Annotated in this window: 19 protein-coding genes; 12 read left to right on the top strand and 7 right to left on the bottom strand. The window is 72.8% G+C overall.

Features of this window, described 5'->3' with window-relative positions; translation table 11 throughout:
- Positions 1-9: 9 nt before the first annotated feature.
- The gene (locus QI633_RS25690; RefSeq protein WP_282427541.1) at positions 10-1,620 is read left to right on the top strand and encodes an FAD-binding oxidoreductase; all 1,611 of its coding nucleotides are present in this window, start codon (positions 10-12) and stop codon (positions 1,618-1,620) included.
- Complete coding sequence (locus QI633_RS25685) at positions 1,617-2,558, top strand: diacylglycerol kinase family protein (RefSeq protein ID WP_282427540.1); 942 nt, start codon at positions 1,617-1,619, stop codon at positions 2,556-2,558. The genes QI633_RS25690 and QI633_RS25685 overlap by 4 nt, the downstream gene beginning before the upstream one ends.
- 184 nt (positions 2,559-2,742) lie before the next feature.
- On the opposite strand, the gene QI633_RS25680 is transcribed toward QI633_RS25685, so the two are convergent.
- Positions 2,743-3,894 (bottom strand): acyl-CoA dehydrogenase family protein, encoded by a 1,152-nt coding sequence (locus QI633_RS25680; protein ID WP_282427539.1) that lies wholly within the window; start codon positions 3,892-3,894, stop codon positions 2,743-2,745.
- 76 nt (positions 3,895-3,970) lie between these two features.
- On the opposite strand from QI633_RS25680, the gene QI633_RS25675 reads away from it, so the two are divergent.
- The 3 genes from QI633_RS25675 (at position 3,971) to QI633_RS25665 (ending at position 5,908) form a co-directional block, all read left to right on the top strand.
- Positions 3,971-4,663, top strand: coding sequence for a TetR/AcrR family transcriptional regulator (locus tag QI633_RS25675; RefSeq protein WP_174245178.1), 693 nt, complete (start codon positions 3,971-3,973; stop codon positions 4,661-4,663).
- Between the two features lie 67 nt (positions 4,664-4,730).
- On the top strand, positions 4,731-5,444 hold the full coding sequence (gene ribA / locus QI633_RS25670; RefSeq protein ID WP_282427538.1) for a GTP cyclohydrolase II: 714 nt from the start codon (positions 4,731-4,733) through the stop codon (positions 5,442-5,444).
- The gene (locus tag QI633_RS25665) at positions 5,441-5,908 is read left to right on the top strand and encodes a MarR family transcriptional regulator (protein ID WP_141796770.1); all 468 of its coding nucleotides are present in this window, start codon (positions 5,441-5,443) and stop codon (positions 5,906-5,908) included. Before ribA ends, QI633_RS25665 begins: the two co-directional genes overlap by 4 nt.
- Positions 5,909-5,914: 6 nt before the next feature.
- On the opposite strand, the gene QI633_RS25660 is transcribed toward QI633_RS25665, so the two are convergent.
- Positions 5,915-6,604, bottom strand: a complete 690-nt coding sequence (locus tag QI633_RS25660; RefSeq protein WP_282427537.1) for a pirin family protein — start codon at positions 6,602-6,604, stop codon at positions 5,915-5,917.
- Between the two features lie 37 nt (positions 6,605-6,641).
- Here QI633_RS25660 and QI633_RS25655 point away from each other — a divergent pair, with 37 nt between their 5' ends.
- Positions 6,642-8,006, top strand: coding sequence for a GH1 family beta-glucosidase (locus QI633_RS25655; protein ID WP_282427536.1), 1,365 nt, complete (start codon positions 6,642-6,644; stop codon positions 8,004-8,006).
- 28 nt (positions 8,007-8,034) lie between these two features.
- Entirely contained in the window at positions 8,035-9,000 is a 966-nt protein-coding gene (locus QI633_RS25650; protein ID WP_282427535.1) for an NADPH:quinone oxidoreductase family protein, read from the top strand.
- Between the two features lie 175 nt (positions 9,001-9,175).
- Here the strand turns inward: QI633_RS25650 and QI633_RS25645 are convergent, their stop codons facing one another.
- The 3 genes from QI633_RS25645 to QI633_RS25635 all read right to left on the bottom strand — a co-directional run bounded on the left by QI633_RS25645 (position 9,176) and on the right by QI633_RS25635 (position 11,016).
- The gene (locus tag QI633_RS25645) at positions 9,176-9,673 is read right to left on the bottom strand and encodes a CAP domain-containing protein (protein ID WP_282427534.1); all 498 of its coding nucleotides are present in this window, start codon (positions 9,671-9,673) and stop codon (positions 9,176-9,178) included.
- A gap of 33 nt (positions 9,674-9,706) precedes the next feature.
- Positions 9,707-10,366 (bottom strand): CAP domain-containing protein, encoded by a 660-nt coding sequence (locus QI633_RS25640; RefSeq protein ID WP_282427533.1) that lies wholly within the window; start codon positions 10,364-10,366, stop codon positions 9,707-9,709.
- A 116-nt stretch (positions 10,367-10,482) separates the two neighbouring features.
- Positions 10,483-11,016 carry a CAP domain-containing protein gene (locus QI633_RS25635; RefSeq protein WP_282427532.1) on the bottom strand — a complete coding sequence of 178 codons (534 nt, stop codon included), beginning with the start codon at positions 11,014-11,016 and terminating at the stop codon, positions 10,483-10,485.
- Positions 11,017-11,135: 119 nt separating this feature from the next.
- On the opposite strand from QI633_RS25635, the gene QI633_RS25630 reads away from it, so the two are divergent.
- Both QI633_RS25630 and QI633_RS25625 read left to right on the top strand, forming a co-directional pair.
- Positions 11,136-13,091 (top strand): M13-type metalloendopeptidase, encoded by a 1,956-nt coding sequence (locus QI633_RS25630; RefSeq protein WP_282427531.1) that lies wholly within the window; start codon positions 11,136-11,138, stop codon positions 13,089-13,091.
- Entirely contained in the window at positions 13,088-13,837 is a 750-nt protein-coding gene (locus tag QI633_RS25625) for a hypothetical protein (RefSeq protein WP_282427530.1), read from the top strand. The genes QI633_RS25630 and QI633_RS25625 overlap by 4 nt, the downstream gene beginning before the upstream one ends.
- Before the next feature lie 15 nt (positions 13,838-13,852).
- On the opposite strand, the gene QI633_RS25620 is transcribed toward QI633_RS25625, so the two are convergent.
- Together QI633_RS25620 and QI633_RS25615 are read right to left on the bottom strand one after the other, a co-directional pair.
- Entirely contained in the window at positions 13,853-14,446 is a 594-nt protein-coding gene (locus tag QI633_RS25620; RefSeq protein WP_282427529.1) for a hypothetical protein, read from the bottom strand.
- Positions 14,443-15,018, bottom strand: coding sequence for a hypothetical protein (locus QI633_RS25615; protein WP_282427528.1), 576 nt, complete (start codon positions 15,016-15,018; stop codon positions 14,443-14,445). Before QI633_RS25615 ends, QI633_RS25620 begins: the two co-directional genes overlap by 4 nt.
- A 123-nt stretch (positions 15,019-15,141) precedes the next feature.
- Between QI633_RS25615 and QI633_RS25610 the strand changes: the two genes are divergently transcribed.
- The 3 genes from QI633_RS25610 to QI633_RS25600 all read left to right on the top strand — a co-directional run bounded on the left by QI633_RS25610 (position 15,142) and on the right by QI633_RS25600 (position 20,473).
- Complete coding sequence (locus QI633_RS25610; RefSeq protein ID WP_282427527.1) at positions 15,142-16,773, top strand: helix-turn-helix transcriptional regulator; 1,632 nt, start codon at positions 15,142-15,144, stop codon at positions 16,771-16,773.
- 306 nt (positions 16,774-17,079) lie between these two features.
- Complete coding sequence (locus QI633_RS25605) at positions 17,080-19,200, top strand: DEAD/DEAH box helicase (RefSeq protein WP_282427526.1); 2,121 nt, start codon at positions 17,080-17,082, stop codon at positions 19,198-19,200.
- Positions 19,201-19,252: 52 nt separating this feature from the next.
- Positions 19,253-20,473 (top strand): hypothetical protein, encoded by a 1,221-nt coding sequence (locus QI633_RS25600; protein WP_282427525.1) that lies wholly within the window; start codon positions 19,253-19,255, stop codon positions 20,471-20,473.
- Positions 20,474-20,519 lie beyond the last annotated feature (46 nt).

The following is a 20,519-nucleotide window of genomic DNA, read 5'->3' as shown; positions in this document are numbered from 1 at the left end:
CTGTAACACATGACGATCGAGCGCCCCTCCGTTCTCCAGCCCGAGATGCCCCCGACGCGCTGGGGCGACCCGGCCCACGCCACCGGGCTGCCGGACGGCGTGCGCGACCTCGTCGGCCTCGTCTTCCCGATCCAGGACACCCCGGCCCGTGCCGAGGTGACCGTCCCCGCTCCGCGGCTCACCGACGACCGGGTCGCCGGCCTGCGCGCGATCGTCGGTGACGACAACGTCGTCCTCGACGACGACCTGCGCCGTCGGCGTACCAGGGGCAAGTCGACCCCCGACCTGCTCCGCCAGCGCACCGGCGACCTCGGGGACACGCCCGACGTCGTCGTCCGCCCGGCCGACCACGACGAGGTCGTCGCCGTGCTCGGCTATGCCCAGGAGCAGCGGATCGCCGTGGTCCCCTTCGGTGGAGGTACGGCGGTCACCGGCGGCCTGGTCGCCGACCCGGCCGGCCTCACCGGTGTCCTGTCCCTCGACCTCGGCCGGATGCGCGGACTGCTCGCGCTCGACCCGGTCTCCTCGACCGCGACCCTCGAGCCCGGCCTGCGCGGCCCGGAGGCCGAGGCGCTGCTCGCGGCGCACGGGCTGATGCTCGGCCACTTCCCGCAGTCGTTCGAGTACGCGACGATCGGCGGCTTCGCCGCGACCCGCTCGAGCGGCCAGTCCAGCGCCGGTTACGGCCGGTTCGACTCCATGGTCGTCGCGCTGCGCGTCGCCACCCCGGTCGGCGAGGTCCGGCTCGGCGCCTCCCCGGCCAACGCGTCCGGCCCCGACCTGCGCGAGCTGTTCCTCGGCTCCGAGGGCGCCTTCGGCGTGATCACCGAGGTGACCGTGCGGGTGCGCCCGCTGCCCGAGGTCAAGGAGTACGAGGGCTGGCGCTGGCCCACCTTCGACGCCGGCGCCGACGCGATGCGCGCGCTCGCCCAGTCCGACCTGCTGCCCACCGTGATCCGGCTCTCCGACGAGAACGAGACCGCGATCAACCTCGCCGACCCCGCAAGTGTCGGAGGGACCGGCGGTGCGGGCGCTGCATCATCGGGCGGCTGCCTGATGATCGTCGGCTACGAGGGCACGCCCGCCGCCGTTGCCGCCAAGAAGGCTGCCGTCACCGAGGCGCTGACCGCGCTGGGCGGCACCGCCCAGGGCCCCGGCCCGGGCGAGGCCTGGGCGCACGGGCGGTTCAACGCGCCGTACCTCCGCGACAGCCTGCTCGACAACGGCGTTCTCGTCGAGACGCTCGAGACCGTCACCTTCTGGAGCAACCGCGACAACCTCTACACGCGGGTGAGGGCCGCGCTGCAGGAGACCCTCGGGGAGGGCGCGATGGTGCTGTGCCACATCTCGCACGTCTATGCGACCGGCTGCTCGCTCTACTTCACCGTCGCCGCCCCCGGTGGCGCGGACCCCCTCGCGACCTGGCTCCCGGCCAAGGCCGCGGCGTGCGAGGCGATCGTCGCCGCCGGCGCCTCGATCACCCACCACCACGCGGTCGGCACCGACCACAAGCCGTACCTCACCGCCGAGATCGGCGAGGTCGGCGTCGAGGTGCTGCGCGCGGTCAAGAGGGCCGTCGACCCGGCGGGCATCCTCAACCCCGGGGTGCTGATCCCGTGACCGCGGGCAGGGCCTTCGCCTTCCTCGTGAACCCGGCCTCCGGTGGAGGTGCGGCGCCGAAGGTGGTCGTCCCGCTGGCGCGGGCGTTGCGCGAGGCCGGCGCGGACGTCGAGGTCACCTACACGACCTCGGCCGCCGAGACGCCCGCGCTCGTCGACGCCGCGGTCGCCCGCGACGCCGTCGTGGTGTCCGTCGGCGGCGACGGGATGCTCTCCTCGGTCGCCGGCTCCGTGGCCGAGCGCGGCGGCGTGCTCGCCGTCGTCCCGGCCGGCCGCGGCAACGACTTCGCCCGGATGCTCGAGGTCCCCACCGACACCGCCGCCCAGGCGCGACTGTTGCTCGACGGCGAGGCCCGGCCGATCGACCTGCTCCGGGCCACGCAGGCCGACGGGTCGTCGTACGTCGTCGCGGGGTCGGTCTACGCCGGCGTCGACGCCCGCGCCGCGGAGATCGTGGACCGCTCGCACTGGCTGCCCTCGAAGCTGCAGTACCCCTACGCCGCGGTCCGCGCCCTGGCGACGTACCGCCCCGTCGAGTGCACGCTCGAGGTCGACGGCGTCCGGAGCATGCACCAGGCCGCGACCGTCGTCGTCGCCAACTCCCGCTTCTACGGCAAGGGCATGGCGATCGCACCGACCGCGTCGCTCGACGACGGCCTGCTCGACGTGATCGTCATCGAGGCCGCCGGGCACCTCGACCTGATCCGCTCGCTGCCCAAGGTGTACGACGGCAGCCATGTCGACCTGGCCGAGGTGACCGTGCGCACCGGCCGCAGGGTCAGCCTCTCCGGGCAGCACCGTGGGGGTGCCGCCGTACCCGTGGGCGCCGACGGCGAGCGCCTCGGTCCCCTCTCCGCCGACCCGGCGAACCCGCTGACCGTCGAGCTGCTCCCCGCGGCGGTCCTGGTCATCGCCGACCCGGCTCGAACTGGCTCGTAATTCCGGCCGACCCGGCTCGAACTGGCGCGTAATTCCGGCCGACCCGGCTCGAAAGTGCGCGAAAGAACAGCCGACCCGGCAGAAAGTGTCCTGCGGAAGATCACTTCCTGCCGGGTCGGCGGGAAATCCGAGCCACTTTCTGCCGGGTCGGCGCGATCTCAGAGCCAGTTCGAGCCGGGTCGCGTCAGACAGGAGCCGGCAGTGAACGGGCGATGATCTCCTTCATGATCTCGCTGGTGCCGGCGTAGATCTGGGAGACGCGGAGGTCGGCCCAGGCGCGGGCGATGGGGTACTCGTTCATGTAGCCGTAGCCGCCGTGCAGCTGCAGGCACATGTCGGCGACCTTCTGCGCCCGCTCGGAGCACCAGAGCTTGGCCATGGCCACCGTGGGGATGTCGAGCTGCTTGTCCAGGTGCAGGCCGACGCACTCGTCGACGAACGAGCGGGCGACCCGGGCCTCGGTGGCGATCTCGGCCATCTTGAACTTGGTGTTCTGGAAGCCCCAGATCGGCCGGTTGAAGGCGTGCCGGTCGTGGACGTAGCGCATGGTCTCCTCGAAGCAGAGCTCCATCGCGGCGACATTGGAGACGGCGACGATGAGCCGCTCCTGGGGCAGCTGCTCCATCAGCTGGATGAAGCCCTGGCCCTCCTCGCTGCCGAGCAGGTTGGTGACGGGGATCCGGACGTCCGAGAAGTTGAGCTCGGAGGTGTCCTGACCCTTCATGCCGATCTTGTCGAGCACCCGGCCGCGTGAGAAGCCGGGGGTGTCGGTGGGCACGATGACCAGCGAGATGCCGGCGGCCGCCTCCTCCGGGTTGGTCTTCACGACGGTGACCACGACGTCGGCCTGGGCGCCGTTGGTGATGAAGGTCTTGGCGCCGTTGACGATGTACTCGTCACCTTCGCGGATCGCCTTGGTCCGCACGTTCTGCAGGTCCGAGCCGGTGCCGGGCTCGGTCATCGCGATGGCGCCCACGACCTCGCCGCTGGCCATCTTGGGGAGCCACTCGAGCTTCTGCTCCTCGGTGCCGTAGCTGAGGATGTAGTGGGCGACGATGCCGTTGTGGAGCGAGACGCCCCACGAGCTGTCGCCGACCCGGGCCTGCTCCTCGATGAGGATCGCCTCGTGGGCGAACGAGCCGCCCCCGCCGCCGTACTCCTCCGGGATCGACAGGCAGAGCAGGCCGACCTCGCCGGCCTTGTTCCACAGGTCGCGGTCGACCTGCTTGTTGGCGATGTAGGTCTCGACGTTGGGCTTGATCTCCTTCTCGCAGAAGGTGCGGGCGAGGTCGCGGAAGTCGTCGAGATCGGTGTTCATCCAGGGTGAGCGGCGCATGGGTACAGGGTGTATCACGGAGAACCGTCCGGATACAAGGTGTATCCGGACGTCGGGCCGCGATAGCGTCGGCCGCATGGTCGACGTGGCGGACGTGGCGAAGTGGGTCGACTCGACCGTGCGCCGGCGCAACGCCAAGGAGGCGCTCGAGAGCGACGCCCGTCGCGCCCAGGTCGTCCAGGCCGCCGTCGACGCGATCGAGGAGGGCGGCGGGCAGGTCGGGATGGGCCAGATCGCCGAGCGCGCCGGCATCCCGCGACCCAACGTCTATCGGCACTTCGCGAGCAAGGAGCAGCTCGACGCCGAGGTCGCCCGCTTCGCCGCGACCGAGCTGCTGCGCCGGGTGCGCCCGCACCTGTCGACGCCCGGTACGCCGGTCGAGATCGTCCGCGGCCTGATCGCCCCGTGCGTCGCGTGGGCGGCCGAGCACCCCCACCTGTTCCGCTTCCTCGCGGCCCAGCAGCAGACCAAGGCGCTGCATCGCGCGCGGCTCGGGCGCACCCGGCTGCTCAGCGAGATCGCCGACGCCGCCCGCGCGTACCTCAGCGAGACCCCGCTCTCCGCCGACCCGCCCGAGGGTGTCCTGGTCGGCGTGATGGGGATGGTCGACGCCAGCATCATCTGGTGGTTCGACCACCACGACGAGACCCAGGGCCAGCTCGTCGAGCGGCTCACCCGCCAGGTCGTGGCGGTGCTCGTCGACGCCCTGGCGCAGTCGGGCCTCGAGGTCCCCGACGACCTGGTGCTCCGCCCGATCCGGTCGACCTGACGGGAATACCTGCGCGGCCGGCCGCCTTGTGCCACCATCATTTCAAGTTTGAAATAATGGAGCGACCATGACGACCTGCCCCACCCGCGTCCGCCGCGCGCACCGCGTGAGCGACCTCCCGACGGTCCCGTACGCCGAGCCGGCGGCGGCGGTCCGCACCCGGGTCGTCGTACCGCTGCGCTTTCCCGACGGCTATGCGACCACCGCCGACGTGGTCACCTTCGAGGGCCTGGTCGACGGCAAGGAGCACCTGCTGCTCGGCCTCGGCGCATGGCGCGAGCGCCTCGACACGCTGGCCGAGGGCGGCTCGGCGCCGCTGGTCCGCCCGCACAGCGAGTGCCTCACCGGCGACGTGTTCGGCTCCCAGCGCTGCGACTGCGGCCCGCAGCTGCGCGAGGCCGTCGAGCGGATCGCCGACGAGGGCGGCTTCCTGCTGTACCTGCGCCAGGAGGGCCGCGGCATCGGCCTGTACGCCAAGCTCGATGCCTACGCCCTCCAGGACGCCGGCCTCGACACCTACGAGGCCAACGTCGCGCTCGGTCGCGGTGAGGACGAGCGTGACTATCGCGCCGCCGCCCAGATGCTCCGTGCCGTCGGCGCCGACCGGATCCGGCTGCTCAGCAACAACCCCGACAAGGCCCGTCAGCTCGGTGAGTACGGCGTGGGGGTGGACGAGCGGGTTCCGACCGGGGTGCACCTCTCGGCCGCCAACGAGCGGTACCTCACCGTCAAGCGCGACCACACCGCCCACACGCTCGACCTCGGCGGGCTGTCGGCATGAGCGAGCCGCGCTGGCTGGACGAGCAGGAGATGGCGGCCTGGCTGCCGCTGGTCCGTCTCGTCCAGGAGCTCCCGCAGGCGATCGACCGGCGGCTGCGCGAGGAGGCCGGCATCACGCACACCTACTACGCGATGCTCGCCAACCTCTCCGCCGCGCCGGACCGGATGCTCACCATGGGCGAGCTGGCACGGCTCACCGCGACCAGCCCGTCCCGGCTCACCCACGCCATCGCCGTCCTCGAGCAGCGCGGTTGGGTCACCAAGACGCACTGTCCCAGCGACCGGCGCAGCCAGTTCGCGGTGCTCACCGACGAGGGGCAGGCGCTGCTCGAGAGGATCGCCCCCGGTCACCTCGCCCAGGTCCGCGAGCTCGTCTTCGACCGGCTCACGCCCGCGCAGGTGCGCAATCTCGCCGAGATCGCGACCGCCCTCGCCGAGCCGGCCGAGGTGTTCGGGGAGGCCTGACCAGGCTCAGAGGAACGACCAGACCAGGATCTCGGTCGGCACCCCCGCCGTCAGCTCGTACGACGCCCCGTCGGTCACGCACATCGCGTCCCCGGCGGCCAGCGGCTCGGCCAGCGACGACCGGACCAGCGCGCCCGTCGTGAGGAAGGCGTGCACCCGCGGAGCGGCCGGGAGGGCGACGGTCTCGCCGGCCCCGAGGCGGACCACGTCGAGGGCCGCGCCCGCGACGCCGACCGACAGCGGCCCGTCGTCGCCGACCACCCGCACCCGCCCGTCACCGGGCTCGGCCGCGACGGTGGAGCGAGCGTAGGAGGGCGCGAGCCCGGGATCGTCGGGCCGCAGCCACACCTGCACGAACCGCGCCGGCCCGTCCGGCCCCGCTATCTCCGCGTGCCGGACCCCCGCGCCGGCCGACAGCACGCCGCAGTCACCCGCGGCGAGCACCTCCTCGGCGCCGGTGCCGTCGCGGTGGACGACCGCGCCGGACACCACCCAGGTCACGATCTCGAGCCCCTCGTGGGGGTGCTCCTCGAAGCCGGTGCCGCGCCCCAGGACGTGGTCGTCGTGGCAGACCATCGGACCGAACGAGAGCCGTTCGGGGTCGAGGTGCGGGCCGAACGAGAAGCCGTGGTGACTCAGTCGACCGGGCTCTCGTTCGACGAACCGGGCGGTTCCCCTGCGGATCTCGACGCTCACGTGTCAGATTGTGCCGGTGTCGTGGGAGTCTGGTCCCGTGGGGGACAGGGTGGGAGAGCTCGCCGGACGTCTTCCGGTCGACTTCAGGTTCGGCACCAGCACGGCGTCGTACCAGATCGAGGGCGCCGTCACGGAGGACGGACGTGGTCCGTCGATCTGGGACACCTTCTGCGCCGAGCCCGGCCGCATCGTCGACGGTTCGAGCGGTGCGGTCGCGTGCGACCACTACCACCGCTATCCCGAGGACATCGCCCTGATGCGCACCCTCGGCGCCTCCGGCTACCGCTTCTCGATCGCCTGGCCGCGGATCCAGCCGACCGGCTCCGGCGCGGTCAACCAGGCGGGCCTCGACTTCTACGACCGGCTCGTCGACGGACTGCTCGAGGCCGGTATCGAGCCGATGGCGACGCTCTACCACTGGGACCTGCCGCAGGCCCTCGAGGACGACGGCGGCTGGCTGAACCGCGCGACCGTCGATCGCTTCGCCGACTACGCCGCGATCGTCGGCGAGCGCCTCGCGGACCGGGTCACCGACTGGGTGCCGGTCAACGAGCCCAACGTCGTGACCCTGATGGGGTACGCCGTCGCGATGCACGCGCCGGGCAAGGCACTCATGTTCGACGCACTCCCGGTCGGTCACCACCTGCTCGTCGCCCACGGCCGGGCCGCGATCGCGCTGCGGGCCGCGGGCGCGACCAGCGTCGGCTGCGCCAACAACCACGCACCGATCTGGCCGGCCAGCGACGACCCGGCCGACGTCGGCGCCGCGAAGCTCTTCGACATGCTGTGGAACGCCCACTACATGGAGGGCATGCTCCTCGGCCGCTACGGCGACGACCTGATGATGCTGCTCGAGCCCCACGTGCGCGACGGCGACTTCGCCACGATGCGCCAGCCGCTCGACTTCTACGGCGTCAACTACTACAACCCGATGCGGATCGCGGCCGCCGACGAGACCGCCGAGCTGCCGTTCGAGTTCCGCGAGGTGCTCGGCTACCCGATGACCGACTTCGGCTGGCCGGTCGTGCCGGACGCCCTGCGCGAGTGGCTGATCACCTTCCGCGCACGGTTCCGCGCCGCCGTACCCCCGATCATGATCACCGAGTCCGGCTGCTCCTACGGCGTCGGGCCCGACGAGCACGGCATCGTCGACGACCACCTGCGCGTCGACTACCACGCGCTGCACCTCAACGCGGTCGCCGAGGCGATCGAGCGGGGCGTCGACGTGCGCGGCTACTACGCGTGGTCGCTCATCGACAACTTCGAGTGGTCCGAGGGCTACACCCAGCGCTTCGGCCTCGTGCACGTCGACTACGAGACCCAGAAGCGCACCCCGAAGCGGTCGTTCAGCTGGTACGCCGACCTGGTCGCCGAGCACGCCAGGCGCTCCGCCACGCCCTAGCGGCTCCTGGCGGGCTAGCCTGCGAGCCATGCGCGCAGTCCAGGTCGTCACCACCACCGGTCCCGCCGACGTCGTCGTCCAGGAGGTGCCGGACCCCACGCCCGGGCCCGACGACGTGCTGGTCGAGGTGCACAGCGTCGGGGTGTCCTTCCCGGACCTGCTGCTCAGCCGCGGCCAGTACCAGCTGCGCCCGGAGCCGCCGTTCACCCTCGGCGTCGACTACGCCGGCGTCGTGGTGTCCGGGCCGGGCTTCGAGCCGGGCCAGCGGGTGGTCGGCGTCGGCGGGTACGGCGGCGCCTCCGACCTGGTCGCCGGCCCCCGCCAGGCCACCTTCGCGCTGCCCGACGGGGTGGGCTTCGACGAGGCGGCCGCGCTGCCGATGAACTACCTCACCGCGCTGTTCGCCCTCGACGAGCGGGCCGGGCTGCGTCCGGGCGAGACGGTGCTCGTGCACGGTGCGGCCGGCGGTGTCGGCACCGCCACGATCCAGGTGGCCAAGGGCCTCGGCGCGCGCACCATCGCGGTCACGAGCACCGAGGAGAAGGCGGCCTACGCCCGCGCCGCCGGTGCCGACGAGGCCGTCCTCTTCGACGGGTTCAAGGACGCCGCACTCGAGCTCACCGGCGGCAGGGGCGTCGACGTGGTGCTCGACGTCGTCGGCGGCGACGCGTTCACCGACTCGCTGCGGGCGCTCGCGCCGCAGGGCCGGGTGATGGTCGTCGGGTTCGCGGCCGGCGCCGGCATCCCCGAGGTCAAGGTCAACCGGCTGCTGCTCAACAACATCGACGTCCGCGGCGTCGGCTGGGGCGCCTACGCGTTCACCCGGCCCGACTACCTGCAGCAGCAGTGGGCGCAGCTGGTGCCGATGATCGAGTCCGGCGTCGTGAAGCCGCCCGTCGGCGAGGTCTACCCGATGGCGGAGTTCGGTCGCGCGCTGGCCGACATGGACGCCCGCGCCGCGCTCGGCAAGCTCGTCGTACGCCTGCGCGACTGAGCCTGCATTCACCGATTTCCAGCGGCGGAGCGCCCCCACATGGGCGCGCTGGCTGCGTTGCCGACGCTCGACAGACGCCCAGTCTGGCTTCGCGCCGGACGCCTTGCCATCACACCCATCTGGTGACGCTCCACTCGCCGCAAATCGGTGAATACAGGCTGAGCCCGAGCCTGCGTCAGCGCCGGCGGACCAGGTCGATGGTCCACCACAGCTGGCTGCCGACGGACTGCACGCCGAGGCCGACCAGCCGGAGTCGGCAGTCCAGCAGCAGCGCCCGGTGCGGCGGGCTGTCGAGCCAGCGGCGCAGTGCCTGGCGGGCGCTCATCGGTCCCATCGCGATCACCTCGCCCATGAGCGCTGCGCCCGGGTAGCCCGCCGCGGCGATCCGCTCGCGCAGCTCCGCCTCGCCGGCGACCTGGTGGGTCAGGCTGCGCTGCGCGGCCATCGCGCCGGAGTGCGCGGTCGCGGAGCCGTGCAGCCCGGACCGGGGCTTGAGACGACGACAGCCCGCGTCCCGGCGTACGGCGTTGACCTGGGCGAGGAGCCTGACCTCGATCCGCGCCGTGTCCGGACCCGGTCCGTGCTCGGGCGAGGGGGCGGGGCGTGACGAGGCGGGGACCGCTGTCAGCAGGACCGTCGCGAGGACGGCCGCGGGGAAGAGAGCCGAGCGCACGCAGAGCATCATGGCGGTCGCCGGGTGCGTTTGTCAGCGACGTGCGAAGTCCTGGGTCCACCACACCTGGTCGCCCTGCACCACGACGCCGACGCCGAGATGCCGCAGCCGGCAGTCGAGGATGTTCGCGCGGTGGCCGGGGCTGGCCATCCAGGCCTGCATCACGGACTTCGGCGAGCCGTAGCCCATGGCGACGTTCTCGGCGACCCGGCGCCACCGGCGGTAGCCGGCGAAGGTGATCCGCTCGCCGAGGCCGGCCTCGCCGGGGAGGTAGTGCGTCATGGTGCGGTACTGCGCCATCCCCACGCTGTGCGTGCGGGCCGAGGTGCGCAGCTTCGCGTTGGGGCGCAGCGCGCGGCAGCCGGCGCGCGCCCGCCGCCTGTTGACCAAGGTCACCACGCGGTCCTCCAGGTCGACGGCGACCGTCATCGGCATCGGGGCCGGTGTCGCGGCTCCGGGAGTGCTCGGCTGCGGGGAGGGGACCGTCTTCTGCCCGCCGAGCAGCGCGGCCAGGAGCCCGGCGAGCAGGTCGGTCAGGGTCCCGGTCAGGGGCGGGATGTCCGCCGCCGGGTTCGCCGGCGCCTTCGCGGTCGTCGTGGTGGCGGTCGCGGGTGCGGCATGGAGTGCCGCGGAAAGGGCGATCAGGACCGTGAGGACGGCCGTCGCGGCCATTCGTGTGCAGCGCAGGAGCATGCGCACGATCCTCCGACGTCCGACGGCGCCACCGCGTCGGTGCTCCGTGCGGGACCTGCTAGTCCCGAAGGGCTAGGAAAAAGCCGCGATCGTCGCCGGGCGCCGACGGCCCGGGGTCAGCGGACCCCGAAGTCCTGGGTCCACCACAGCTGGTCGTCCTGCAGCACCACGCCCACGCCGATCTCCCGCAGCCGGCAGTTGAGGATGTTGTGCCGGTGGTCCGGGCTGTTCATCCACGCCGTCATCACCGACTCGGGGGAGCTGAAGCCGCGCGCGATGTTCTCGGCGACCAGGTTCCAGCCGCGGTAGCCCGCACGCGTGATCCGGGTCGAGAACGTCGCCTCGCCCGGCAGCTGGTGCGACATCACCCCGGCCTGCGCCATCGCGACGGTGTGCCGACGGGCGGCCTTGCGCAGCTGCTTCGACGGCTTCAGCGCCCGGCAGCCGTTGCCTGCGCGCTGCTCGTTGACCAGGCCGACGACCTGGTCCTCCATCGCCCGCTGGACCAGCCTGCGGGCCGGCGCCACGTCGGGGGCGACCGGTCGCAGCAGGGCGGCGGTCGTCGTACCCGTGCCGGCATCGGCGGCGGTCGGTGCCAGCAGCCCCAGGCCGAGCACGAGGCACGGCACGAGGGCGATCAGGCGGGTCATGTTCTGCTGATCGGTGGCCGGGCCGGGGTCCTGAGTGCACGCCCGGAAATCGGGACCATGGTCCTCGCGAGCCACACCACGGCGAGACGCGGCCGCCACCCCATGCGTAGGCTCGGCGCGTGAGCATCCTCGACGACGCCCGTCCGGGCATGGACCTCGACATCCGCCCGCAGGACGACCTCTTCGGCCACGTCAACGGCACCTGGCTGACCGAGTCCGAGATCCCCTCCGACAGGTCGAGCTGGGGACCCTTCGTCCAGCTCGCCGACCAGGCGGAGGAGGACGTGCGGGTCATCATCACCGAGCTGGCGGAGACGGCCGGCTCCAGTGGCGACGAGGACGCTCGCAAGATCGCCGACCTGTTCAACTCCTTCATGGACACCGACCGGGTCGAGGCGGCCGGCCTCGCGCCCGCCCAGCCGCTGGTCGACGCCGTCGCCGGGCTGCGCGACGTCCGCGATGTCGCGGCCTTCCTCGGCGAGTTCGAGCGGATCGGCGGCTACGGCCTGTTCGGGTCCTACATCGACACCGACAGCCGCCAGTCCGACCGCTACCTGTTCCACGTGGTGCAGGGCGGCCTCGGCCTGCCCGACGAGTCCTACTACCGCGACGACAAGTTCGCCGACATCCGCACGGCGTACGTCGCGTACCTGTCCCGGCTGCTCACCCTCGGCGGCCACGCCGACCCCGACGCCGCGGCACAACGGATCCTCGCCCTCGACACCGAGCTCGCCAAGGGCCACTGGGAGCGCGCGGAGACGCGCGACGTCCAGAAGACCTACAACCTGATGACCGCCGACGAGCTGAAGGCGCTGTGCCCGGCGTTCGACTGGGACGCCTACATCACCAACCTCGGTGGCCACCTCAGCGGCGAGCACGCGACCATCGCGGAGGTCGTGGTCAAGCAGCCGTCGTACCTCGAGCACCTCTCCGGTGTCCTCGAGTCGGAGCCGCTCGAGGCCTGGCGCGACTGGTTCCTCTCGCGGGTGCTGCGCTCGGCGGCGCCGTACCTCTCCGAGGCGTTCGTCGAGACCAACTTCGACTTCTACGGCCGCACCCTGTCCGGCACCCCCGAGCTGCGGGCCCGCTGGAAGCGCGCGGTGTCCTTCGTCGAGGGCGCGATGGGCGAGGCCGTCGGCAAGGAGTACGTCGCCCGCCACTTCCCGCCCGCCAGCAAGGCGATGATGGACGAGCTGGTCGCCAACCTGCTCGCCGCCTACCGCCAGTCGATCAGCAAGCTCGACTGGATGGGCGAGGAGACCAAGGAGCGGGCCTACGAGAAGCTCGCCACCTTCCGGCCCAAGATCGGCTACCCGGAGAGGTTCCGCGACTACAGCGCGCTGGTCGTCGTCCCCGACGACCTGGTGGCCAACGCCCAGGCGGCCGCCGGCTTCGAGACCGACCGCCAGCTCGCCAAGATCGGCTCCCCGGTCGACCGCGACGAGTGGTTCATGCTCCCGCAGACCGTCAACGCCTACTACAACCCCGGCACCAACGAGATCTGCTTCCCGGCCGGGATCCTGCAGCGGCCGTTCTTCAGCCCCGACGCGCTCGAGGCGGAGAACTACGGCGGCATCGGCGCGGTCATCGGGCACGAGGTCGGCCACGGCTTCGACGACCAGGGCGCGCAGTACGACGGCGACGGCAACCTCAACGACTGGTGGACCGCCGACGACAAGGCCGCGTTCGAGGTGAAGTCGAAGGCCCTCATCGCGCAGTACGACGCCTTCTCCCCACGCAACCTGCCCGGCGAGCACGTCAACGGCGCGCTGACCGTCGGCGAGAACATCGGCGACCTGGGTGGCCTCACCATCGCCCACACCGCCTTCCAGATCGCGCAGGGCGGCGCCGCCTCGCTCGAGGACCGCACCAAGCTGTTCCTCAACTGGGCCTACGTGTGGCGCACCAAGCGCCGCCTCGAGCAGGAGCAGCAGTACCTCACCATCGACCCGCACAGCCCGCCGGAGTTCCGCGCCAACATCGTGCGCAACCTCGACGAGTTCCACGAGGTCTTCGACACCGCGCCCGGCGACGGGCTGTGGCTCGATCCCGCGGACCGGGTGCGCATCTGGTGAACGCCGAGGGACCCCGCGAACGCTCGGGCGATCCGGGGCGGTGGCCTCGCTACCAGCGACCGGGGACCGACGACGTCGAGCGGGAGTCGCGCGACGCAGCCGGCCGTCCCCTGCCCGAGGCGTCGGCGCCCGCGGGGCGCGCGCCGACCTCGCGGTCCAGCAGGCGGCGTCGTCGCGGACGCCGGCGCCTGGGCTCGGCCGTGGTCGTGCTGGCGGTCTTCGGGGTGGTCCGCGCCGTCGCCGGCGGAGGCGAGCAGGCCCCCGAACCGCTGCCGGCCGAGGACGCCTACGAGCCGATCGCGACCGAGCAGGGCTTCGACGCGCTCGGCGACGCCCTGACCGAGAAGACCGGGAGCACCCAGATCCTCGAGCTCCGCGGCTACGGCACCGACGACATGCAGGTGACCGTTCCGCCGGAGCAGGAGGGCGATCTCGCCGAGGTGTGGCGCTGGGACGGCCAGACCCTGGAGAAGTGGCTCGGGGAGAAGGCGGGCGACAAGCTGCCCTTCGACCTCGACGATGTCGACCCGAATGTCCTGGTCGACGTCGACGAGGACGCGCGTAGCCGCAGCGAGGGGCGGATCAGCGACAGCAGGTACGACGTCGAGAAGCCGGTCGACGCCGACTACGACCATTGGATCTACCTGAAGGTCTACGAGGTCGACCACGGGGGAGTCACCCTGTGGGCCGACCTCGAGGGGAACGTCGAGTCCGACCTGGTCAACAAGAGCTGGCGCGACGACTGAGTGGCGCTCGCCGGGTCAGTTGATCAGGAACGTGAAGCCCTGGTCGGCCTGGTAGATGTCGCCGCCGAAGGCACGTTGGTAGGTGAAGACGGCGAAGCCACCGACGCAGTCGGGCTCGTTCGCCGCCCACACCTCGACGATCGCCTCGCCGTCGGTGCCGGCGTTCGTGGCGTCGTTGGCGTAGTTGGGTGTCGCGACCAGGACCGAGGTGGTCGCGTCGACCGGTGTCGGGGTGCCGCTGAGCCTGATGCAGAACTTGCCGATGCTGAGCCTCACGACGGTGGCGGACACGCCCGGGGCGCCGTGGAACCGAGCCAGTGTGCCGGAGGTGCTGACCAGGCCCGACGCCCTCGCGCCGGCCAGCTCGTAGCGTGCGGGCTGGCCCAGGTCCGCCGTACCCAGTGATGCATCGGCGACATCAGCGCCCGACACGGAGCCGTCGGCGACGTCGGCGCCATTGAGGTTGTTGTTCTTGATGTCCTTGGTCGTGACGGTGCTGTTCTTGATCTGCTTGCCGGTGATCATCGCGCCGGCGACTGCGCCGCCGGTGCCGGCAGTCAGGACCAGGCCGGTCGCGACGGCCACGGCGGCCAGAGCTGCCCGGCTCATCGGGCGGCCTCGACCATCAGGCGCAGCAGCTTCTCGCTGGTCGCGACGAGCTCGTCCTCGGACAGCCCGACACCCTGCGCGAGGTTGAGCGTGTAGACGACGTGACCGACGAGTGCCCCGCCGGCGACCTGCAGGTTCTCGCCGCCGGCGATGGTGCCGATGTCGACGTACGCCGCATCCCCGATGCCGTCGAGGTCGTGCCGGGCGGGGTCGTCCAGCGCGGCGGTCGTCCCCGACTGGTAGGTCTCGTAGCCCCCACCCGCCTGCACGTCGGTCGCGCCGAGCGAGCCGCTGAGGGCGCGGGGATCCTCCTGGTCGAACTCGCAGGCGTCGAACGGGCCGGTGCTCGTGCTCACCGCGGCCCCCACAGCGGCGGTGAGCTCGTCGGCCGTCACCAGGTCACAGAACATCGGGAGGTCCGCGGCGGCCGGGTCGGAACCGGACGCGGTGGCCGAGGTGCCGGTGGGCGGCGGTACGTCGCCCGCCGCGTCGCCCCCGTCGCCGCTCTCGTTGCACCCGGCCGTCAGCACGGCCACCACGGCCAACCCGCCGATCGTCCCCATCCACCGCATCCGGTCACCTCCGTGTCTCGCGGCGACCGACTCTTCCCGACCGGGCGGGGCCGCGTCGGTAGGGAATGGTCGTAATCCCGGATCCGGCCGTGCGGCGGTGCGGCCCGTGGGAGCGTTCGGGTCATGGACCGCGACGCCCTGCTCGACGACGTGCTCCGGCACCTGGCGGAGGGGACGCCGCAGGTGGCGCGCGCAGCCTGCCTGGCCGCGGCAGCCGGTGGGGGCGGCGGTGGAGGCGGCGGTGCGGCGTACGGGCTGGCCGCGCTCGCCGACTTCTGGCTCGGCGACTTCGCCGGCGCGACCCGGCATGCGTCGTACGGACTCGGAGAGGCGGCGGACGACCCGACCCGGGCGATGTGCAGCGCGGCGGCCGCACTCGCGGCGGGCGGCGACCTGGCGGCACCTCCCGTCGACCTGGCCGGCCTGCGCGACCTGCTCGCGGCGGCCGACACGCCGGGGTCGCGCTGGTGGTCGGCAGTGCGGTACGTCGCCGCGGAGGCGGCCCTCGTCGGTGCCCGGATCCGCGACGCCGCGGAGGTCGACGCCCTCGGCCCGCCGGCCGGCGAGTCCTGGACGGGCCACCCGTTCGCACCCGTGCTGTGGATCTGCCAGGCCCGGATCGCCGCCTTCTCCGGCCGGATCGAGGCAGCCGACGCCCTGCTCGCACCCATGCGTGCCTCCGTCGTCGCCGGCTCGCGCGTCGCGCCCGTCGTGGAGTCGGTGGCCGTGCTCGTGCGCGGCAACGCCGGCGACGAGGAGGTCGTCCGGGTGGCGGAGGCGATCGCCGCGCAGGTCCCCGCCGAGCCTCGCGACTTCATCGACCGCGGCGCGCTGCTACTCCTGTCGTACGGCGCGATCGCGCTCTACGACGTGGCGACGGCCGCTGCGCTCGCCTTCCGTGCCGGCTCCGACGAGGCGCTCAGCCACTGCACGCTGATCGACCGCGCGATCAGCTTCGAGATGTTCCTCCACGCCGCGCTCCTCGAGCAGGACCGGGGCGCGGTCGCGGCCTGGCTCGCCGCCCTGGCGGACCTCGCTGCCCACCCGATCACCGAGCCGACCGTGCAGCGCGCCCGCGCCCGGGTGGCGATCGAGGCCGGCGACGCCGTGACCGCCATCGACCTGCTGACGGCGAGCATCGAACGCTGCGTCGCCGACGAGCGCCGGGTCGAGGCGGGCGAGGGCCAGATCCTGCTCGCCCGCGCCCGGATCCTCGCCGCCGACCTCGGTACGGCGTCCCGCGGCCTGCGCACCCTCGTCGCCGAGAGCGACCGGACCGGGTTCGGGGCACTGCGCCGCGCCGCGGGCGTCGCCCTCGCCGGCTCCGGTCGCCGACTGCCCCCGGTGGCCGGAGCCGGCTGGGCGGCCCTCTCCGCACGCGAGGCCGAGGTCGCCCGCGCGGTCCTGGCCGGCCAGGAGGTCGAGGAGATCGCGGCCTCCCTGTTCCTCTCGCCCCGCACGGTCCGCACCCACCTGTCCCGCGTGCTCTGCGCCTTCGGCGTCGCCACCCGGGTCGGGCTGCTCGCCGCCGTCGGTGACGACCTCCCCTCGCAGGCGCCCCCGGGTGCGCCGACCCTCAGCCCCCGGCAGGCCGAGGTCGCCGCGCTCGTCGCCGCCGGTCGGACCAATCCGCAGATCGCCGGCGAGCTCGGCATCTCGGTCAAGGGCGTCGAGAAGCACGTCGGCGACGTACTGCTGCGCTGGAACGCCGGGTCGCGCTTCGAGCTGGCCCGGATCTGGTGGTCCCTGGCCTGAGACCGCCCGGAAGGTTCCCCCGGACGACCGCCCGGAAATAGGTGCAGCCGCTGGCGTCTCGGGTCACCAGCGGCTGCGAGTAGAACTCTACGGGGCCGGTGGTGGGACCGTCTCGGGAATCGTCAGGATCGCCGGTAAAGAATCTCAGCCGCCGAGCCGGGACTGCCCGCGCAGCCCGGCCACCTCCCCGATCACGGTGAAGTCCGTGTCCGATCGGATCGCAAGGGTCGCTTGCCGGTCTGGGTGGTGAACCTCCCTGTGGATGCTCGGGCCGACGTGTCGGGCGCCGCTGGTAGACACGGGGGCATGGACACCCAGGCCCCCACCGACGCCGCCGTCCGCACCCGTGCGGAGGAGCACCTCCGTGCGCTGGTCGGCCGCCCCGACGCGACGCTGTACGACGACCAGTGGGCCGCGATCGCCGCGCTGGTCGTCGACCGGCGGCGCGCCCTCGTCGTCCAGCGCACCGGATGGGGCAAGTCCGCGGTCTACTTCGTGGCGACCCTCCTGCTGCGCGAGCAGGGGAGCGGGCCGACGGTGATCATCTCGCCGCTGCTGGCCCTGATGCGCAACCAGATCGCCGCGGCGGAGCGGGCCGGGATCCGCGCGGTGACGGTCAACTCGACCAACATGGAGCAGTGGGACGAGGTCCACCGCGCGATCGCGGCGGGCGAGGTCGATGTGCTCCTGGTCAGCCCCGAGCGGCTCAACAACCCGGGCTTCCGTGACGAGGTGCTGCCCCGGCTCGCGGCGACCTGCGGCCTTCTGGTCGTCGACGAGGCGCACTGCATCTCCGACTGGGGTCACGACTTCCGGCCCGACTACCGCCGCATCCGGACCCTGTTGCGCGAGCTTCCCGACGGCATCCCGGTGCTCGCGACCACCGCCACCGCCAACCAGCGGGTGACCGACGACGTCGCGGAGCAGCTGGGAGGTGACGCGCTGGTGCTGCGCGGCAGCCTCGACCGGGCGTCCCTGCGCCTCGGCGTGGTGCGCCTGACCACGGCCGAGCAACGCCTGGCCTGGCTGGCCGACCACCTCGCCGAGCAGCCCGGCAGCGGCATCGTCTACTGCCTGACCGTGGCGGCCACCCAGGAGGTCGCCGACTACCTGCGCTCGCGGGGGCACCAGGTGGCGGCCTACTCCGGCCAGACCGAGCAGACCGAGCGGCTCGCGTTGGAGCAGGCGCTGGTCGACGGCGAGGTCAAGGCGCTGGTGGCGACCAGTGCGCTCGGGATGGGCTTCGACGCTGCGCTCGGGTTCGTGGTCAACCTCGGCGCGCCCAACAGTCCCGTGGCCTACTACCAGCAGGTCGGCCGCGCGGGCCGTGGCACGGTCGACGACGCAACGGTGGTGCTGCTGCCGGCCGTCGAGGACCGCGACATCTGGGCCTACTTCGCCTCGCTCGCCTTCCCGCGCGAGGAGCTGGTCCGCGAGACCCTCGCGGTGCTGGCCGAGGAGGGCCGGGCGCTGAGCACGGCCGCGCTCGAGCCGCGCGTCGACCTGTCGCGCAACCGGCTCGAGACCATGCTCAAGGTGCTCGACGTCGACGGTGCCGTACGCCGGGTCAAGGGCGGCTGGGAGGCGACCGGGCAGCCGTGGTCCTACGACGCGGAGCGCTACGAGCGGGTCGCCGCCGCGCGGCAGGCCGAGCAGCAGGCCATGCTCGACTACCTGCGCAGCGACGAGTGCCGGATGCGCTACCTGCGTCGCCAGCTCGACGACCCGGCCGTGCTCGCCGACCCGGAGTGGCGCTGCGGCCGGTGTGACAACTGCGGCGGCCTCGTCCTCTCGACCGAGGTGTCCGCCGCGGCGGTCGAGGAGGCCGCCGACCGCATCGCCCGCCCCGGTGTGCCGATAGAGCCCCGCAAGCTGTGGCCCACCGGGCTCGCCGCGATCGGGGTCAGCCGGTCGGGGCGGATCAAGCAGCCCGCCGAGGAGGGGCGGGCCATCGCGCGGCTCACCGACCTCGGCCACGGCGCCGCGCTGCGCGGCCTGTTCGCGGTCGACGCCCCCGACGGTCCGGTGCCCGACTCGCTGGCGCGGGCGATGGTGACCATGCTCCACGACTGGCAGCCACGGGTCGACGCGATCGTGGTCGCCGGGTCCGAGCGCAAGTCCCAGCTGACCGCCGACCTCGCTGGTGGTCTGTCCCGGTTCCTGCAGGTCCCGGTCGTTGGCCGCTGGGACGTCGTCGACCTCTCGGTCGGGCCCGACCGGGGCGCCACCAACTCCGCCCAGCGGGTCGCCGCCGTCAGCCGCCGGTGCGCGCTCCGGCTCGACGACCCGGCCGCCGTGCAGGACCGCCGAGTGCTGCTCGTCGACGACCGGCTGGTCACCGGGTGGTCGGTCACGCTGGCGACGGAGGTGCTCCACGCCGCGGGCGCGGCCGCCGTCGTCCCGCTGGTGCTGGGGGTGAGCGGCTGAACCGACGCCTGCCTCCCGCGATCCGGCGCCTCCCGGTCATAGAGTCGAAAGCATGACCGAGGACGCTCCCGCGAACGGCACCCCCGAGCACCCCGCCGACGGGCCGCCCCCGCCCGCGTCGACGGCACCCGACACCGTCATCCGTCCACCGGCGTCGGCGATCGTGACCGACCCGGACGACGCGAACGGCCCGGCCGCCGACGACCGTGGCGCGGGCCAGCCGCCTCCGCCGGTGGCCGGCACCGGCGTGCCGGGACCGATCGAGCCCGGGATGCCGACCCGCGCCACCCGCGCCGGTACGACGGCCGGTGTGGTCGCTCTCGGCACCGGCCTGCTCGGTGCGGCCGTGGTCATCGCCGGGTTCCGCAGCCGCAGCGGCGACGACGGGCTCGACTGGTCGACGTACGGCGTCGGTCTCGGCGCCACCGGCGTGCTGCTGGTGATCGCCGTCCTCGGCTCGCTCGCGGGCCGGCGGGTCGGCGGTCGGGCACGCGAGGAGGTCGTCACCTGGCCCGGCACGGTCGGGATCCTCGCCACCGGCCTGATGATCGGAATCGGGCTCGACCGTGATGACAGCTGGGTCGCCTACCTCATCGGTGGCGTGATGACCGCGCTCGCGGTGGTCGGGTACGTCGCCGCGCGCCGCGCCGCCTTCGTCGTCGTGGCGATCCTCGGCCTTGCCATCGTCTACGGCGTCGCGTTCGACGACCTCCTCGCCGACAGCATCGGCAGCGACCACCCGCAGGTCACGGGCGCGGCGCTGGTGGCGGTCTTCGTCGTCGCCGTCACCGTCCTCGGCTGGGCGCTGCCGAGCCGGGCGGTGTCCGGGGTCGTGGTCGGGGCGTTCGGCCTGGTCGGGATCCTCGGCACCCTCGCGTCGTTCGCGGTGCTGCGGTTCCTGGGCGGGATCTTCGGGGAGATGGGCCCGATGCTCGAGAGCGGGCTGGGCGGCGGCCGAGACGCCGAGGCGTCGTCCACGGTCGTCAGCATCTCCGGTGGCTTCCACGAGTCCGACGTGTGGTGGGTGGTCGCGATCGGCGGGGTCCTCGCCGTGCTGTGGGCGCTGGCCGCCGCGGTCTCGAACCATTCCGGGTTCTCGGTGCTCGCCATCGCGATGCCGGCCCTCGGTGCGCCGCTCGCGTCGATCGCGCTGGCCGCGGAGCACCCGACCTGGTGGGCGGCGACCACCGCCGTCGCCGGCGGTGTGCTGCTGCTCGGCGGTGCGTTCCTCGCGCGGCTGCGCGGTCGTCGTACGGCACCCGCGGCGGGCTGACCCCGGCCGGGAACCTCCTGTCGGCCCCACCCGTTAACGTCCCCAT

The sequence above is a fragment of the Nocardioides sp. QY071 genome (assembly GCF_029961765.1).
GTDB lineage: Bacteria > Actinomycetota > Actinomycetes > Propionibacteriales > Nocardioidaceae > Nocardioides.
Note: the sequence above shows the minus strand (reverse complement) of the source record. Positions and strands in the feature narration are given on the sequence as shown.

Bases quoted from the DNA above. Each gene is read 5' to 3' on its own strand.
- QI633_RS25690 (WP_282427541.1), top strand. From the start codon at position 10: ATGACGATCGAGCGCCCCTCCGTTCTCCAGCCCGAGATGCCCCCGACG.
- QI633_RS25680 (WP_282427539.1), bottom strand. From the start codon at position 3,894: ATGCGCCGCTCACCCTGGATGAACACCGATCTCGACGACTTCCGCGAC.
- QI633_RS25675 (WP_174245178.1), top strand. From the start codon at position 3,971: ATGGTCGACGTGGCGGACGTGGCGAAGTGGGTCGACTCGACCGTGCGC.
- ribA (WP_282427538.1), top strand. From the start codon at position 4,731: ATGACGACCTGCCCCACCCGCGTCCGCCGCGCGCACCGCGTGAGCGAC.
- QI633_RS25665 (WP_141796770.1), top strand. From the start codon at position 5,441: ATGAGCGAGCCGCGCTGGCTGGACGAGCAGGAGATGGCGGCCTGGCTG.
- QI633_RS25650 (WP_282427535.1), top strand. From the start codon at position 8,035: ATGCGCGCAGTCCAGGTCGTCACCACCACCGGTCCCGCCGACGTCGTC.
- QI633_RS25640 (WP_282427533.1), bottom strand. From the start codon at position 10,366: ATGCTCCTGCGCTGCACACGAATGGCCGCGACGGCCGTCCTCACGGTC.
- QI633_RS25635 (WP_282427532.1), bottom strand. From the start codon at position 11,016: ATGACCCGCCTGATCGCCCTCGTGCCGTGCCTCGTGCTCGGCCTGGGG.
- QI633_RS25620 (WP_282427529.1), bottom strand. From the start codon at position 14,446: ATGAGCCGGGCAGCTCTGGCCGCCGTGGCCGTCGCGACCGGCCTGGTC.
- QI633_RS25615 (WP_282427528.1), bottom strand. From the start codon at position 15,018: ATGCGGTGGATGGGGACGATCGGCGGGTTGGCCGTGGTGGCCGTGCTG.
- QI633_RS25610 (WP_282427527.1), top strand. From the start codon at position 15,142: ATGGACCGCGACGCCCTGCTCGACGACGTGCTCCGGCACCTGGCGGAG.
- QI633_RS25605 (WP_282427526.1), top strand. From the start codon at position 17,080: ATGGACACCCAGGCCCCCACCGACGCCGCCGTCCGCACCCGTGCGGAG.
- QI633_RS25600 (WP_282427525.1), top strand. From the start codon at position 19,253: ATGACCGAGGACGCTCCCGCGAACGGCACCCCCGAGCACCCCGCCGAC.